The following is a 13,471-nucleotide window of genomic DNA, read 5'->3' on the forward strand; positions in this document are numbered from 1 at the left end:
CTGACCGGCCGGGCGTGGCTTTCGCGCAGATCGGCATAGGAGAAACCGACCATGTGAGACGAAGTTGCGAGCGACGCAGTCACAGCGGGTGACGATCTAAGAGCGCTGCGCTGCGGCGCTTCCGGGCGTAGTGGCTTACTTCGCGTCGAGCCAAGATCTGCTCACGGCCGCCACATGATCCCGCCATGGCCCCAGATCGGCGCCTGCCGGATATGATCAGCGGAGAGACCGACATCGCGCAGGTCGGTCGCGGAAAGCCGCCCCGATTGGGTCATCGGCGGGATCATGCCACGCGGCCGCAGCCGCAGGGCCAGGGCGAACAGGCGCATGGCGCCGCGGAGCATGGTCGGCGTGCGGGTGTTCTCGGTGCGCGTCGGCAGGAAGTCGTTGGCGAGGTGCAGACTCATCGGAAGCTCCTGGGTCATGGGCCCGGGCGGCGGGCTGCCGTCCGTGGGCCCACCATCGCCCTCAGCCCCCGTCCGCGTCCTGAACGCACGCTGATCTCGCGCCGATGCCTGACGTATGCTTTCCTGGTGACGCATTGATCGGCCCGGAGCGCCATGGACGAGGCGAAGGGAGGACCGGCCCTGCGTATTGGCGGGGTGACGCTGGACACCGCGCGCGGCTGCCTGCGTGGTGCCGACGGCGCCGAGATCGCGCTGGCCCCCAAGCCCTTCGACCTGCTCGTGCTACTCGCCCGCAACCCCGGCCGGACGCTGAGCAAGGACGCGCTGCTCGATGCTGTCTGGCCGGGCGTGCATGTCACCGAGGACAGCCTCGTCCAGGCAGTGCGCACGGCGCGGCGCGCCATCGGCGACGAGGAAGGGCGGGTGCTGCGCTCGGTCCCCCGCCGCGGCTACCTGCTGGAAACTACGGCCGAGCCGGCCCCGCCGCCGCCGGCCGCGGCGCCGGCCATAACGCCGCTCGATCGCCCGGCGCTCGCGGTGCTGCCCTTCGCCAATCTCAGCAGCGATGCCGAACAGGAGTATTTCTCCGACGGCATCACCGACGAGCTGATCACTCAGCTCTCCCGTGCGCGCTGGTTCTACGTGATCGCTCGCAATTCGAGCTTCACCTACAAGGGCCGCGCCGTGGACCCGCGCCAAGTCGGGCGCGACCTCGGCGTGCGCTACGTGCTGGAAGGCAGCGTGCGCCGCGCGGCGGGCCGGGTGCGCATCGCCTGTCAGCTGATCGACGCCGAGACCGGTCACCAGCTCTGGGCCGAGCGGTTCGACAGCACGCTGGACGACATCTTCGAGCTGCAGGACCGGGTCGCCGAGGCCGTCGCGGGCGCCATCGAGCCGAGCCTGCAGCACGCGGAGATCCGGCGCGCGCAGACCAAGCCGACCGGCAGCCTGACCGCCTACGACCTGCTGCTCCAGGCGATGTATTGGCAGCGCACCCAGATGAGGGAGGGCAACGAGAAGGCGCTGTGTCTGCTCCGCGAGGCCGTCCAACTCGATCCCGAGTTCGCCCTGGGCAAAGCGCAGTTGGCGAACATGACGGCCTTCATGACGGTGAACACCTGGGCCGACGAGGCGATCCAGGAGGAAGGCGCCCGATGTGCGCGCGCGGCGGTTGCGAGCACCTGGGACGATCCCCTCGCCCTTGCCCTGGCGGCCCACGCTCTCGCCTTCTATGGCGCCGATCATTCCACCGCGCGGGCAGCAGCAGCGCGGGCTCAGGTGCTGAACCCGAACTCGGCCGTCATCGCCGCCTGTGCCGGATGGGTCTACAATTTCAATAGCGAGCCGCGGGTCGCGCTGGAGGCGTTCCAGCACGCTCTCCGGCTCAGCCCGCTAGATCCCACGATCGAAAGAACGTACGCGGGCCTCTCATCTGTCCATGTCGCATTCGGCGACTACGCGAGCGCGCTCGAATGGGCGGAGCGCTCGGTGCAGGTCGCGCCGTATCATTCGCCGGGCCACCGCTACGTCATCATTGCGAATTGGCTGTTGGGCCGCGAGGACGCTGGCCGTGCGGCAGCGGCACGGATGCTGGCCTTGTTCCCCACTGCCCGCGCGCATATCCGTCAGTATCGCGACACGGCGTTCCGCGAGAAGCTCATCGGTGCGCTGGTTGCTGCGGGAATTCCTGAATAGTGCGTCGTGCCCCGCAAAGCTCGACCGGTGAGTGAGGCGGGTGAATATCCATCTACAAGGAGGGGCGGACTGTCGAGACGCGCCTGACATGCATGTTGCAAGGCGCCTGACGTTTAGACTGGCGTTATTTCGTGGGGCACGTTGTCCTGATCGGAGTCGCCGAGTTACGATGGTCCGAATCCGGGTGCGTTCCCTCCGCCAGTTCCCATACGAGCCGCGCTCTCCGCCTGACTGAGTGCCGCGCTGAGTGGGAGCTTTCCTGGGGTTTTCGGGGCAGACCTGTTGACTGGCCCGGCGCGGAGAGGGCCGAAATTCGCTCTCTCCAGGCCAAATCTCTCCGGACCTCCTGACTTGGCCGATTTAGTACGGAACGCAAAAACCCAGGTAAAAGGTCGGTTTAAGGGTAGCAGGCTTTGGCTCTGGTTCGCGTACTACTTGCCTGGAGATTCTCACCTTGGAGGCGGGCCGCATGGTGCATACCAGGCACTCGCGGCCGCTACGGCAATGCCCGCTGTCACATCCGGGACAGCACGGCTAACGCCGTCTGTGCGCGCGTCACCGATTCCTTGGTAAGGTGGAATCGCCCAGCGTTACCACCAACCGTTCCAGGCGCCCGCCAAAGGCGAAAGGCGTCCGATAGTCCCGGTCGTCGACCGACGATCCGGTGTCCCGTCCGACATCGAAGGTCTCGTCGCTCTGCACGGCGAAGGGCAGCGTCCGCGCCATCGCCTGCCGCGATACCACCTGGCCGTTGACGGACAGGATGCCCATTCCACCACGCCCCACCGGCGCGCCGGATGCCTCAGGCTGGAAGTCGAAGGCGATGGTGTGGCGCCCCGGCGGGAGCGCGGCCGGCGCCTCCCACCGCACCCGCTCCATGTCGAGCAGGTTCCAGGTGAAGACCGGCCGGCTGCCGAGCAGATAGAGGCCCCAGCCCGCGAAGCGCCCGCCATGCGTCGCGATCACGCCATCGGCGCCGCCCGCCGGCACCTCGATCTCGGCCACCAGGCGATAAGCGCGGTTCAGCAGCGACGGCGCCACGCTCGCCAGGAGACTGATCCCACTCCCGCGGTAGATGAATTCGTCCCGCCCGGCCGAGGGGCCGGGCCGCTGCGCGATCAGCCGCGGCAGGCTCGAATTATCGAGCGGCAGGACGCGGTAGCGCGCCGCCTCGACCAGGAAGAGCTGCTGCAGGTCGCGCAGCCGGTCCGGGAATTGCGCCGCGAGATTCCGGGTCTGCGTCGGATCCTCGGCAAGGTTGTAGAGCTCCCAGGCATAGCCATTGACGACATCCTCCGGCGCGTGGCCCGAGGTCTGCCAGGGCAGCGTGGGCGGCGTCGTATTGGCGTACCAGCCATCATGATAGATGCCGCGATGGCCAAGCATCTCGAAGTGCTGCGTGCGCCGGCGCGAGGCCGCCTGTGCGTTCGCGGCGTCGAAGGTGTAGCCCATGCTGATGCCTTCGATCGGGCGCTGCGCCACGCCGTTGACCATGCGCGGCTCGGGGATGCCAATCGCCTCAAGGATGGTCGGCGCGATGTCGATCACGTGGTGGAACTGATGGCGAATGCCGCCTCGATCCGTGATGCGCCGCGGCCAGGAGATCGCCATGCCGTTACGCGTGCCGCCGAAATGCGACGCGACCTGCTTGGTCCACTGGTAGGGCGTGCCGAAGGCCCAGGTCCAGCCGACCGCGAGGTTCGGATAGGTGGCGGGCCCGCCCCATTCGTCGATGACGGGCAATTGCTGCTCGACCGGGATCGCGACGCCGTTGAAGAAGGCGAACTCGTTCGGCGTGCCGTGCACCTGGCCTTCAGCGCTGCCGCCATTGTCGCCGCTTATGTAGATGATCAGCGTGTTGTCGATCTGCCCGGCATCGCGCACCGCCTGGATGACGCGGCCGATCTCGTGGTCGGTATAGGCGAGGTAGGCGGCGAAGACCTCCGCCTGCCGTGCGTAGAGCCGCCGCTGATCGGCCGACAGGCTCGACCAGCGCGGCAGCGTGTCCGGCCAGGGCGGCAGCACGGCATTGGGCGGCAGCACGCCGCGCCGCTGCTGGTTCGCGAAGATGCGCTCGCGGATCACCTCCCAGCCCTCGTCGAACTGGCCGCGGAAGCGGGCGATCCATTCGGGTGTGGGATGGTGGGGCGCATGCGCGCCGCCTGGCGCGTAGTGGATGAACCACGGGCGGCCTGGCGCGACCTCGTGCAGTTCGCGGATGCGCTCGATGGCTTCGTCGGCCATGGCGGTGGTGAGGTTCCAGCCGTGCCGTACCTCGTGCGGCAGGATGCGCGTGGTGTTGTGGAACAGGTTGCCCGGCTCCCACTGGTTCGTCTCGCCGCCCATGAAGCCGTAGAAGACATCGAAGCCGAGGCCCGTGGGCCAGCGGTCGAACGGCCCGGCGGGGCTGATCTCCCAGGGCGGCGTATTGTGGTTCTTGCCGTACCAGGCGGTCGAATAGCCGTTCTGGCGCAGTGTCTGCGCGATCGTCGCGGTGTCGGCGCCGATGATCGCGTTGTAGCCGGGAAATCCGGTCGAGAGTTCCGCGACAGCGCCGAAGCCGACCGAATGCGGGTTGCGTCCGGTCAGCAGCGAAGCCCGCGTCGGTGAACACAGCGCCGTGGTGTGGAACTGCGTGTAGCGCAGCCCTGACGCCGCCACGCCATCGAGCGTCGGTGTCGGGATGACGCCGCCGAAGGTCGAGGGCGCGCCGAAGCCGACATCGTCGGTGATGATCAGCAGGACATTGGGGGCGCCCTCGGGCGCGCCGAGCGTCGGTGGCCAGGCCGGCGTGCTGTCGCGCGCCGCGGGGCTGATGGTCCCGGCGAAGGGCGCGGGCGGCTGCGGCAGGATGCGCGCATTGGGGAATTCGACCGCGGTGGCGGAGCCCGGCGTGCCGCGCAGCTCCTGCGCGACCGCGGGCTGCATCGACCACAGCCCGAGCATGAGCGCGAGCGCGCCCGCGAGGCGCGTCGCGGATGCGCGCGGCAGCCTCACGCACAGGGTCGTGGCGGCGCTCCGCGCCCGCATCCCCTCGTCGCATGCCGCGTGGTGAATCGCCCCGGGCTGCGAACGAGGTTTCCCCGAAGATCCGAGCGTCATGACCTGTTTCCTCAGTCTGCGCAGATCGTTCCCGCCACGGCGCGAATCATCAGCTTATTCAGGATTTTGCGGCCCGTGACCGGGCGCGGCATTGACGTGGATCAACGCGTGCGGCCGGCGCATGAACCATATTCGATCTGTATGATGGACGGGTTCCCTTGGCGACGGCACGATTCGGCCTGGCATCCCGGCGCAGGCGCCCGCGCCTGCGCATGGCCGGCCTTCGCGGCGTATCGGCGCGCAAGGAGCAGTTCCGACGGCTCGCTTGATCCGGGCCGCGCGACGACAACGGTAAAGGGTGCAAAATGACGACGAAGATTCGCATCGGGACGAAGGGCGCCATGGCCGGCGCGCTCGCGGGCCTCGCGCTGATGGCGAACCCCGCCGCGGCGCAGGGCACCCCGCCGCCCAGTGATGCGTGGACCTTCACGCTCTCCCCCTATGTGTGGTTCTCGGGCCTGGGCGGTGAGGTGACCGGGCCGCATGGCGGCGAGAGCTTCACGGCCGATTTTGGCGACATCTTCGGGACGATGAAGTTCTCCTACATGGGCCTCGCGGAAGCGCGGCGCGGCAATTTCAGCATCGTCACCGACATCATGTACCTCAACCTCCAGCAGGGCGTGCCCGTGCCGGGCCTGGGTGCCTACAGCGGCGGCAGCGCGCGCACGCAATCCGTCGAGGTCTCCGCCATCGGCCTCTACACCGTGGCGGATGGATCGGCCGGGCGGGTCGAGCTCGGCGGCGGCATACGCGGCTGGTGGTTCGACACCGAGCTCACGCTCGACGCCGGCCGCCTGCCGGGGCGCACCCAGAACGCATCGACCAGCTGGGTGGACCCGGTTATCAGCGCGCGCGGCGTGCTGCGCCTCAGCGATCGCTTCTCGGTGACCGCCTATGGCGACATCGGCGGCTTCGGCGTCGGGTCTGAATTCACTTGGCAGGCCTTCGGGACCGTCGACTACCAGGTGACCGAGAGCATCAGCGTCTCGGCCGGCTTCCGCTGGATCCACATCGACTACGACAAGGGCAGCAACAACGTCGCGCTCGACATGGGTGGCCCGATCATCGGCGCGAGCTGGCGTTTCTGACGCCGTCGGGCCGGGGCTGCCTTTCGGGTCCCCGGTCGAAGCAGCACTGGCAAGGCACGATACTTCGCCCGCTCCGCCACAAGCGCGACCGTCGTGGCGGTGTGTTGGCAGCGCGCACTGCGCAGCCTGCGGACGCAGGCACTTCGTCAGCGCAAGCCTACAGGCCCGCGTGGGGGCGCCGTCCTGCGAGTGCCGCGGAGTCCGAACGGCGGTGTTGGCAACCGCAGCTGCCTAGCGCAGCCCAGGCATGCGCTGGCGCAGCGAGCGGAGCTGCGCGAGCAGGGCGGCTGCCTCGCGATCGGTGGGGTTGATCGCGGCGGCCTCGGCAGCCAGGCATTCGGCCTCGACGAAGTTCGACCGGTCCCGCTCGATGGTCGCCAAAGCCATCAGGCTGTCACGGCGCTCTTGACGGCTGGCCGCGCATTGGTCGGTGCCGACGTAACGCTGCCTCGCTGCATCCGAGCGCGGATCCAGGGGTATGATCAGCGCGCGCGCCGTGAAGTCTCGTGGTGGTTGGGCGAAGTCCCGCCCGAACCGCCCATCCCGGCGGCGGCCCCGGGTGCACCGCCGACACCGGCGGCCAAGCCGAGCGGGCGCCGGTCGTGGTTCCGCTGACGCGCTTGCGCGAGATTAACGGCGCGGGAAAAGTCCAGACACGGAAAACGTTCTCGGCGCGTCGGCTAAAGGACGCGACGCGCACGAGCGGCTAGCGCCGGGGGGTCGGGGTGGGGTGGTGGGCCGCGCCCGCTGGCGCCGGGTCGCCCGCCTGCACCCCCTGCCGCCCGCGCCGCATCGCCCCTGCCTCGCGGCTAGAGCACTCCCGTCCGAAGGGTGCGCCCCTGCCAAGTATCGCCTGGCCGGCGCTATGCCGCGCAGCAGCCATCCGCAGCACCCGCCACACCGGCGCCCCGACCGTGGCGCGAGCGAGGGCGCGCTACGCTAGGACGAGGCGCCCACCGTCCTCGACCACGCCGACCCCGAGCGCGTCGCGGCGAGCGAGCGCGCCAATCTCAATGGGCGACCAGCCGGCGGCGAGCATCGCTCCCGCGTCGATTCGCCGCACCGCCTCCGCGCCCGGCACGCCGGCCTGATCCAGCGCCGCCGCCACCGCGTCCAGCCGCGCCCGGGCGTCCCGTTCCGCCCGTGACGCCCCGAAGTCCGCCGTCACCACCTGCGCCATCGCCATGTCCTCCCGGATCGTCCGCGCCGTCACGCCCCGCCCACCGGGACGCGCGCGACCACGATGGGCAGGGAACCCCGCGTCCTTGAACCAAGCGGGTTGGGAAGGGTGCGGGCCAGCGTAGGACAGGGGACAGGACGAGCGCCGGGACGGCCCCGGACGTGGGCGCCTGGATTGGCTGCGTAGGGAAAGGGCGCCGCCCGACAACACGCAGGACACCTGCGACGGTTCTCACGAAAACGTAAAGCGCGCTGCAATGGCTCCGCGCTCGACAAGCGCCCGGGGTGGGCGCGGCCCGTCCCCTTCGACCGCCGAAGTAGGCAGCCCAAGTAGGCGATTTCGACCAGAACGTGGAAAAGATTGGCGTCCCATAGGGGATTCGAACCCCTGTTGCCGCCGTGAGAGGGCGGTGTCCTAGGCCTCTAGACGAATGGGACCCTGGCCGGAGGCGCGCTTCTAGCCCCGCCGCCCGGCCGGATCAAGCGCCCTTCTTGCGCGCCGCCCCGCAGGCCGCGCGCGCGGCGTCCCGGCGGCCGTCCCGGCAGGCGTCGGAGCAGAACCGCACCTCCTCCCACACCGGCGCCCATTTCTTCCGCCAGGCGAAGGGCCGGGCGCAGGCAGCGCAGATCTTCTCGGGCAGATGCGGCTTGCGATGCGCCATGGCGCCTCACTCGCTCAGCCGGATCTCGCCGGTACGCCGCCCGCTGCCGGGATCGACCATGATCACGCGATCCCCGCCCTCGGGCCGCACCACCCAGATCGCGAGCGCACGATCGGTCATCGCGATCCCTCCGATCCGCGTCCCCGCGGGCTCCCCCAGGGCAACCGCGGCGACCGCCCCGCCGCGCGCCGGCGCGCCTGCCCGCTGGACGAGGAGGACCACCAGCGTCACGGTGCCCGCGACAATCAGCACCCCCATACCGATAACCAGAGCCTTGAGCGCCGCCACGCCATCTTCTCCCGAACCCGAACGCCTCGACGCCGTCGCGCCGCCCGAGGCCGCCGGCATGCGCGCCGACCGCTTCCTCGCGGACGCCATAGGTTCGCTCTCCCGCTCCCGGGTCAAGGCGCTGATGGAAGCCGGCCACGCCTTCCGCGACGGCGCGCCGCTGACCGATCCGTCCGAGGCGGTGCGCGCCGGCGCGCGCTACACGCTGCAGGTTCCCCCGCCCCTTCCCGCGACGCCGCAGGCCCAGGCCATCCCGCTCACCATCCTGTTCGAGGACCGGGACCTCATCGTTCTCGACAAGCCGGCGGGCCTTGTGGTGCATCCGGCGCCGGGCAATCCGGACGGCACGCTGGTCAATGCCGTGCTGGCCCATGCCGGCGACGAGCTCTCGGGCATCGGCGGGGAGATGCGGCCGGGGATCGTCCACCGCCTCGACAAGGACACCTCCGGCGTCATGGTCGTGGCGAAGACGGAACGCGCCCACCGCGTGCTGTCGGATGCCTTCGCGGCGCGCGACCTCGACCGCGCCTATCTCGCGCTCTGCTGGGGGTTGCCGGAACCGCTGGCCGGCGAGGTCTCGGCCCCGATCGGGCGGCATCCGGCCGACCGCAAGCGCATGGCCGTGGTCGAGCGCGGCGGCAAGCCGGCGACCACGCGCTATGCCGTCAGGCGCGCCTGGGGGGCGGCCGCGGCCCTTGTCGAATGCCGGCTGCTGACCGGCCGGACGCACCAGATCCGCGTCCACATGGCCCATATCGGCCACCCGCTGGTGGGCGACCCGGTCTATCTGCGCCGCACGCCGGCGGCCGCGCGCCTGCTGCCGGCCGAGGCGCGCGACGCGCTGCTGGCCTTCCCCCGCCAGGCGCTGCACGCGGCAAGTCTAGGCTTCAACCATCCCGTAACCGGGCAGGCGCTGAACTTCGAAAGTCCGATGCCGCCGGACATGGAAGGGCTGCTCCTGTTGCTGGACGGTAACAGGCCGTAACCCGACTATTGCGGTCGGTTTTTCTTGCGCCGCAGCGCGGCGGCGGCTAGAAACTGGGTGTCGGATTCCGAAGGGTGCCAGCAAGCGCCCCGTCCGGCCGGCCCCGACGTGACCGGGGCGGACGGCCCGGGTCAGGGCCCTGAGGAAGGCGACAATAACCGAGGCTTTTGGCCGCTCGCGGGCCCCGCCGTCACGGGGAGTCCGCCCGGCCCAGGAGGCAGGTGAACCATGGCTTCCAGCATGGCCATCCCGATGGCGACTGAGGGCAACCTCTCGCGCTATCTGCAGGATATCCGCAAGTTCCCGATGCTTTCGCCGGAGGAGGAGCTCTCCCTCGCTCGCCGCTGGAAGGAAAATGGGGATGAGCGGGCCGCACACAAGCTCGTCACGTCCCATTTGCGCCTCGTCGCCAAGATCGCGATGGGCTACCGCGGCTATGGCCTGCCGGTGGGCGAGCTGATCTCCGAGGGCAATGTCGGGATGATGCAGGCGGTCAAGCGCTTCGACCCGGAGCGCGGCTTCCGCCTTGCCACCTACGCCATGTGGTGGATCCGCGCCGCGATCCAGGAATACATCCTGCACTCCTGGTCGCTCGTGAAGATGGGCACCACGGCGGCGCAGAAGAAGCTGTTCTTCAACCTGCGCAGGCTCAAGGCCCAAATGTCCGCGCTCGAGGAAGGCGACCTCAAGGACGAGCAGGTGGCCAAGATCGCCCATGCCCTGGCGGTGCCGGAGCAGGACGTGATCAACATGAACCGCCGGCTCGCCAGCCCCGACCACAGCCTGAACGCGCCCGTCCGCGCCGACAGCGAGGGCGAGTGGCAGGATTGGCTGGTCGATGACGGCGAGAGCCAGGAATCCGCCCTCGCCGAGCGGGAGGACATGTCCAACCGCCGCGACCTGCTGAACGGCGCGCTCAAGACGCTGAACGAGCGCGAGCGCCACATCCTGATCGAGCGCCGGCTCAAGGAGGAGCCGACGACGCTCGAGGAACTCTCGCAGCAATACGGCATCAGCCGCGAGCGTGTCCGCCAGATCGAGGTGCGCGCCTTCGAGAAGCTGCAGAAGTCCATGAAGCAGCAGGTGACGGAACGGCGCCTCAGCGTCGGCTGAACGGCGCACCGCGGGCCTGATCCCAGGAAGGGCGGCAGGGTGATCCTGCCGCCCTTTTCATTGCCCGCCCCCTGACATGAAGAAGGGGACGTCGCCGTCCCCTTCCCCATCCCACGAAGGATCGCCGCGCGTCAGCGGATCGGCGGCGCGTAGTGCAGCCCGCCATTGTTCCAGAGGTTGTTGACGCCGCGCGGAATACCGATCGGCGTGATGTTGCGCTCATACATCTCGCCGTAGTTGCCGACCTGGCGGATGATCCGCACCGCCCAGTCGTTGTCCAGGCCCATCGACCGCCCGAGGTCACCCGTGCGGCCCAGCAGGCGCTGGATGTCCGGATTGCTGCTGGTCCGCTGCATCTCCTCGACATTCGCGCTGGTCACGCCGAGTTCCTCGGCGGCGATCTGCGCGAACAGGCTCCAGCGCACGATGTCGAAGAAGCGCCAGTCGCCCTTGCGCACCACGGGGCCGAGCGGCTCCTTGGAGATCAACTCGGGCAGCAGCAGGAAGGAATTCGGGTCCTGCTGCGTCGCGCGGAAGGAGGCGAGCGAGGAGGCATCGTTCGTGTAGGCGTCGCAGCGGCCGGAGACGAAGGCCGCGCGGATCTCCTCGACGCTCTCGATGACCACCGGCGTGAAGCGCATCCGGTTGGTGCGGAAGTAGTCGGCGAGGTTCAGTTCCGTCGTGGTGCCGGGCTGCACGCAGACGGTCGCGCCATCAAGCTGGCGGGCGGAGGTGACGCCCGCGCTGCGGCGCACCATGAAGCCCTGGCCGTCATAGAAGTTGATGCCCGCGAAGGCGAGGCCGAGCGAGGATTCGCGCCCCAGCGTCCAAGTGGTGTTCCGCACCAGGATGTCGATCTCGCCCGACTGCAGCATGGGGAAGCGCTGGACGGTCGTGTTCGGCGCGAAGCGCACCTTCGTCGCATCGCCCAGGATGGCGGCGGCGACGGCGCGGCAGGTGTCGACGTCGAGGCCCCGGAACTCGCCGCGACTGTCGGGCAGCGCGAAGCCCGCCGAGTTGATCGCCACGCCGCACACCAGCGTGCCACGGGCGCGGATCGCCGCGACCGTGTCCGGCGCCGACTGCGCGACCGCCTGGCCGGCGAAGGCCATGACCGCCGCAGCGGCCACACCCGCGATGCGGGTGCCGAGTTTGCTCATTCGCTGTCTCCCATGTTCCCACGTGCCGCCCCGCACCGGGCGGCAGGGGCGGAAGCATGCCCGTCCGAAACGGCCCCCGCCAGGGGGGTCAGCCGAGGATGGACGCCGCCATCTTCTCGGCCACCATCAGCGTCGGGAAATTGGTGTTGGCGGATGGCACCACGGGGAAGACCGAGGCATCGACCACCCGCAGGCCGGCGACCCCGCGCACCCGGCCCGCCGGGTCCACGACCGTCATCGGATCCCCCTCCGCCCCCATGCGGCAGGAACAGGAGGCGTGCCAGACACCGATCGTCGCCTTGCGGATGAAGGCTTCCAGCGCCTCCTCATCCTCCATCACCTCGCGGAAGCGGAAGCCCTCGATGACGAAGCGGTCGATGAAGGCCGATCGCAGGAAGCCCGGCCCGTCGAGGAACCTCGCGATGATAGAGGTCAGCACGCGGTTCTTCGTGTTGACCACGCCGATGCGGCGCACCCGGTCGGAATAGGCGGCGGGAAAAGGGTCGGCCGTGACGGCGGCGAGCGGCGGGCTCAGGTTCAGCGCCGCGGCCAGCCGGAAGCCGATCATCAGCCGCTCGAGGTCGCGGCGGTCCGACAGGAGGTTGAACTCCACCTCCGGATGCGCCCGCCAATCGGTCGAGGCGAGCCGCACCTGGCCGCGCTGGGAATAGGTCTTGTTCACCCAGGTCAGCATGGAGCCGACCTGCTCCCCCACCGCGTGCCAGGCAGACTTGCTCGCCACCGCCATGAACATGTCGCCCGCCGGGGCACCCTCGATGCCCGAGGAGAAACGCAGCCCGGCCAGGATGTGCCGGCGCAACTTCGTGCGGTTCAGCCGTGCCTCCGGCCGGATGAAGCAGGACAGCGAGATGGCCGGGTGGTCCATCAGCCCCTGCCCCACCCCCGGCAGGTCGGCGCGCACCTCGATGCCGAGGTCCTTGAGCTGCGCCGCCGGCCCGATGCCCGCGCGCATCAGGTGCGCGGGCGAATGGATGGCGCCGGTGCACAGGATGACCTCGCGCGCGCGGAACTCCTGTTCCTGTCCCGCCACCAGCGCGCGCACGCCGACGCAGCGCGCGCCCTCGAAGACCAACGACATCACCTGCGTGTCGGTGGAGATCGTCAGGTTCGGGCGCTTGCGGGTGTCGGCATCGAGGTAGCCGATGGCGGCGGAGACGCGCGTTTCCGTCACGTTCACCGTGATCGGGAAGTACCCGTCCTCGAAGGCGCCGTTCTGGTCCTCGAGCCGCTTGAAGCCCGCCTGGTGGAAGGCTTCCACCGCGGCCCTGGCATGCGCGGGCCATTCGGATTCCGGCACGCGGCGGACGGGAATGCGCCCGTCCCGCCCATGCCATTCATTGTCGAAGTCGAGATCGCGCTCGACCTTCTTGAAATAGGGCAGCACCGCGTCCCAGTTCCACCCGGCCGCGCCGCGCTGTTCCCATTCGTCGTAGTCGTGCGGCGCGCCGCGATTGGCCATCTGCCCGTTGATCGAGGACCCGCCGCCCAGCACGCGCGCCTGCTCGTACTTCCGCAGCGGCGGCTTCTCCGACGGGTTGTTGTGCGAGACGACCTGGGTGCGGACCTTCAGTTCCGTCCAGTGGAAGCGCGGGTCGAAATAGGCCTGCCCCGGATAGGTATCGAGGATCGTCGCCGGTTCCTTGCCGGGCGGCGTGTCGGGCCCGGCCTCGCAGAGCAGCACCTTGTTGGCCGATGGCGTCGACAGGCGATGCGCCAGCACGGAGCCGGCGGACCCACCGCCGACGATGATGAAGTCGTACACGCGTCTTCC

Annotated in this window: 12 protein-coding genes and 1 tRNA gene; 4 read left to right on the top strand and 9 right to left on the bottom strand. The window is 69.5% G+C overall.

The window, feature by feature from the left end:
- Positions 1-161 precede the first annotated feature (161 nt).
- Positions 162-407 carry a hypothetical protein gene (locus HW577_RS02380; RefSeq protein ID WP_198374454.1) on the bottom strand — a complete coding sequence of 82 codons (246 nt, stop codon included), beginning with the start codon at positions 405-407 and terminating at the stop codon, positions 162-164.
- Between the two features lie 153 nt (positions 408-560).
- Between HW577_RS02380 and HW577_RS02385 the strand changes: the two genes are divergently transcribed.
- On the top strand, positions 561-2,102 hold the full coding sequence (locus HW577_RS02385; protein WP_198374455.1) for a winged helix-turn-helix domain-containing protein: 1,542 nt from the start codon (positions 561-563) through the stop codon (positions 2,100-2,102).
- Positions 2,103-2,657: 555 nt separating this feature from the next.
- Here the strand turns inward: HW577_RS02385 and HW577_RS02390 are convergent.
- Entirely contained in the window at positions 2,658-5,099 is a 2,442-nt protein-coding gene (locus HW577_RS02390; RefSeq protein WP_198374456.1) for an arylsulfatase, read from the bottom strand.
- A 410-nt stretch (positions 5,100-5,509) separates the two neighbouring features.
- On the opposite strand from HW577_RS02390, the gene HW577_RS02395 reads away from it, so the two are divergent.
- Positions 5,510-6,292, top strand: a complete 783-nt coding sequence (locus tag HW577_RS02395; protein ID WP_198374457.1) for a hypothetical protein — start codon at positions 5,510-5,512, stop codon at positions 6,290-6,292.
- Between the two features lie 231 nt (positions 6,293-6,523).
- Here HW577_RS02395 and HW577_RS02400 read toward each other — a convergent pair whose 3' ends face one another.
- The 5 genes from HW577_RS02400 to HW577_RS02420 all read right to left on the bottom strand — a co-directional run bounded on the left by HW577_RS02400 (position 6,524) and on the right by HW577_RS02420 (position 8,421).
- Positions 6,524-6,679 (bottom strand): hypothetical protein, encoded by a 156-nt coding sequence (locus tag HW577_RS02400; RefSeq protein ID WP_198374458.1) that lies wholly within the window; start codon positions 6,677-6,679, stop codon positions 6,524-6,526.
- A gap of 547 nt (positions 6,680-7,226) precedes the next feature.
- Positions 7,227-7,505 carry a hypothetical protein gene (locus tag HW577_RS02405; protein WP_198374459.1) on the bottom strand — a complete coding sequence of 93 codons (279 nt, stop codon included), beginning with the start codon at positions 7,503-7,505 and terminating at the stop codon, positions 7,227-7,229.
- Positions 7,506-7,833: 328 nt separating this feature from the next.
- Positions 7,834-7,909, bottom strand: a tRNA-Glu gene (locus HW577_RS02410).
- 41 nt (positions 7,910-7,950) lie between these two features.
- Positions 7,951-8,133: a DUF2256 domain-containing protein gene (locus HW577_RS02415; RefSeq protein WP_198374460.1), complete on the bottom strand. Its 183-nt coding sequence runs from the start codon at positions 8,131-8,133 to the stop codon at positions 7,951-7,953.
- Positions 8,134-8,139: 6 nt separating this feature from the next.
- Positions 8,140-8,421, bottom strand: a complete 282-nt coding sequence (locus HW577_RS02420; protein WP_332837356.1) for a DUF6476 family protein — start codon at positions 8,419-8,421, stop codon at positions 8,140-8,142.
- Positions 8,422-8,479: 58 nt separating this feature from the next.
- Here HW577_RS02420 and HW577_RS02425 point away from each other — a divergent pair, with 58 nt between their 5' ends.
- Together HW577_RS02425 and rpoH are read left to right on the top strand one after the other, a co-directional pair.
- The gene (locus HW577_RS02425; RefSeq protein WP_198374483.1) at positions 8,480-9,406 is read left to right on the top strand and encodes an RluA family pseudouridine synthase; all 927 of its coding nucleotides are present in this window, start codon (positions 8,480-8,482) and stop codon (positions 9,404-9,406) included.
- 228 nt (positions 9,407-9,634) lie between these two features.
- Positions 9,635-10,519: an RNA polymerase sigma factor RpoH gene (gene rpoH, locus HW577_RS02430; RefSeq protein WP_198374461.1), complete on the top strand. Its 885-nt coding sequence runs from the start codon at positions 9,635-9,637 to the stop codon at positions 10,517-10,519.
- A 131-nt stretch (positions 10,520-10,650) separates the two neighbouring features.
- On the opposite strand, the gene HW577_RS02435 is transcribed toward rpoH, so the two are convergent.
- Both HW577_RS02435 and HW577_RS27030 read right to left on the bottom strand, forming a co-directional pair.
- Positions 10,651-11,679, bottom strand: a complete 1,029-nt coding sequence (locus HW577_RS02435; RefSeq protein WP_198374462.1) for an amino acid ABC transporter substrate-binding protein — start codon at positions 11,677-11,679, stop codon at positions 10,651-10,653.
- An 88-nt stretch (positions 11,680-11,767) separates the two neighbouring features.
- Positions 11,768-13,462, bottom strand: a complete 1,695-nt coding sequence (locus HW577_RS27030) for a GMC family oxidoreductase (RefSeq protein WP_198374463.1) — start codon at positions 13,460-13,462, stop codon at positions 11,768-11,770.
- Positions 13,463-13,471: the final 9 nt, after the last annotated feature.

The organism is Neoroseomonas rubea (assembly GCF_016106015.1).
Lineage (GTDB): Bacteria > Pseudomonadota > Alphaproteobacteria > Acetobacterales > Acetobacteraceae > Neoroseomonas > Neoroseomonas rubea.

What these genes read in the sequence shown, in the direction of transcription:
- HW577_RS02395 (WP_198374457.1), top strand. Translation starts at nt 5,510, where the DNA reads ATGACGACGAAGATTCGCATCGGGACGAAGGGCGCCATGGCCGGCGCG.
- HW577_RS02400 (WP_198374458.1), bottom strand. Translation starts at nt 6,679, where the DNA reads ATGGCTTTGGCGACCATCGAGCGGGACCGGTCGAACTTCGTCGAGGCC.
- HW577_RS02425 (WP_198374483.1), top strand. Translation starts at nt 8,480, where the DNA reads ATGCGCGCCGACCGCTTCCTCGCGGACGCCATAGGTTCGCTCTCCCGC.
- HW577_RS02385 (WP_198374455.1), top strand. Translation starts at nt 561, where the DNA reads ATGGACGAGGCGAAGGGAGGACCGGCCCTGCGTATTGGCGGGGTGACG.
- HW577_RS02380 (WP_198374454.1), bottom strand. Translation starts at nt 407, where the DNA reads ATGAGTCTGCACCTCGCCAACGACTTCCTGCCGACGCGCACCGAGAAC.
- rpoH (WP_198374461.1), top strand. Translation starts at nt 9,635, where the DNA reads ATGGCTTCCAGCATGGCCATCCCGATGGCGACTGAGGGCAACCTCTCG.
- HW577_RS02435 (WP_198374462.1), bottom strand. Translation starts at nt 11,679, where the DNA reads ATGAGCAAACTCGGCACCCGCATCGCGGGTGTGGCCGCTGCGGCGGTC.
- HW577_RS02415 (WP_198374460.1), bottom strand. Translation starts at nt 8,133, where the DNA reads ATGGCGCATCGCAAGCCGCATCTGCCCGAGAAGATCTGCGCTGCCTGC.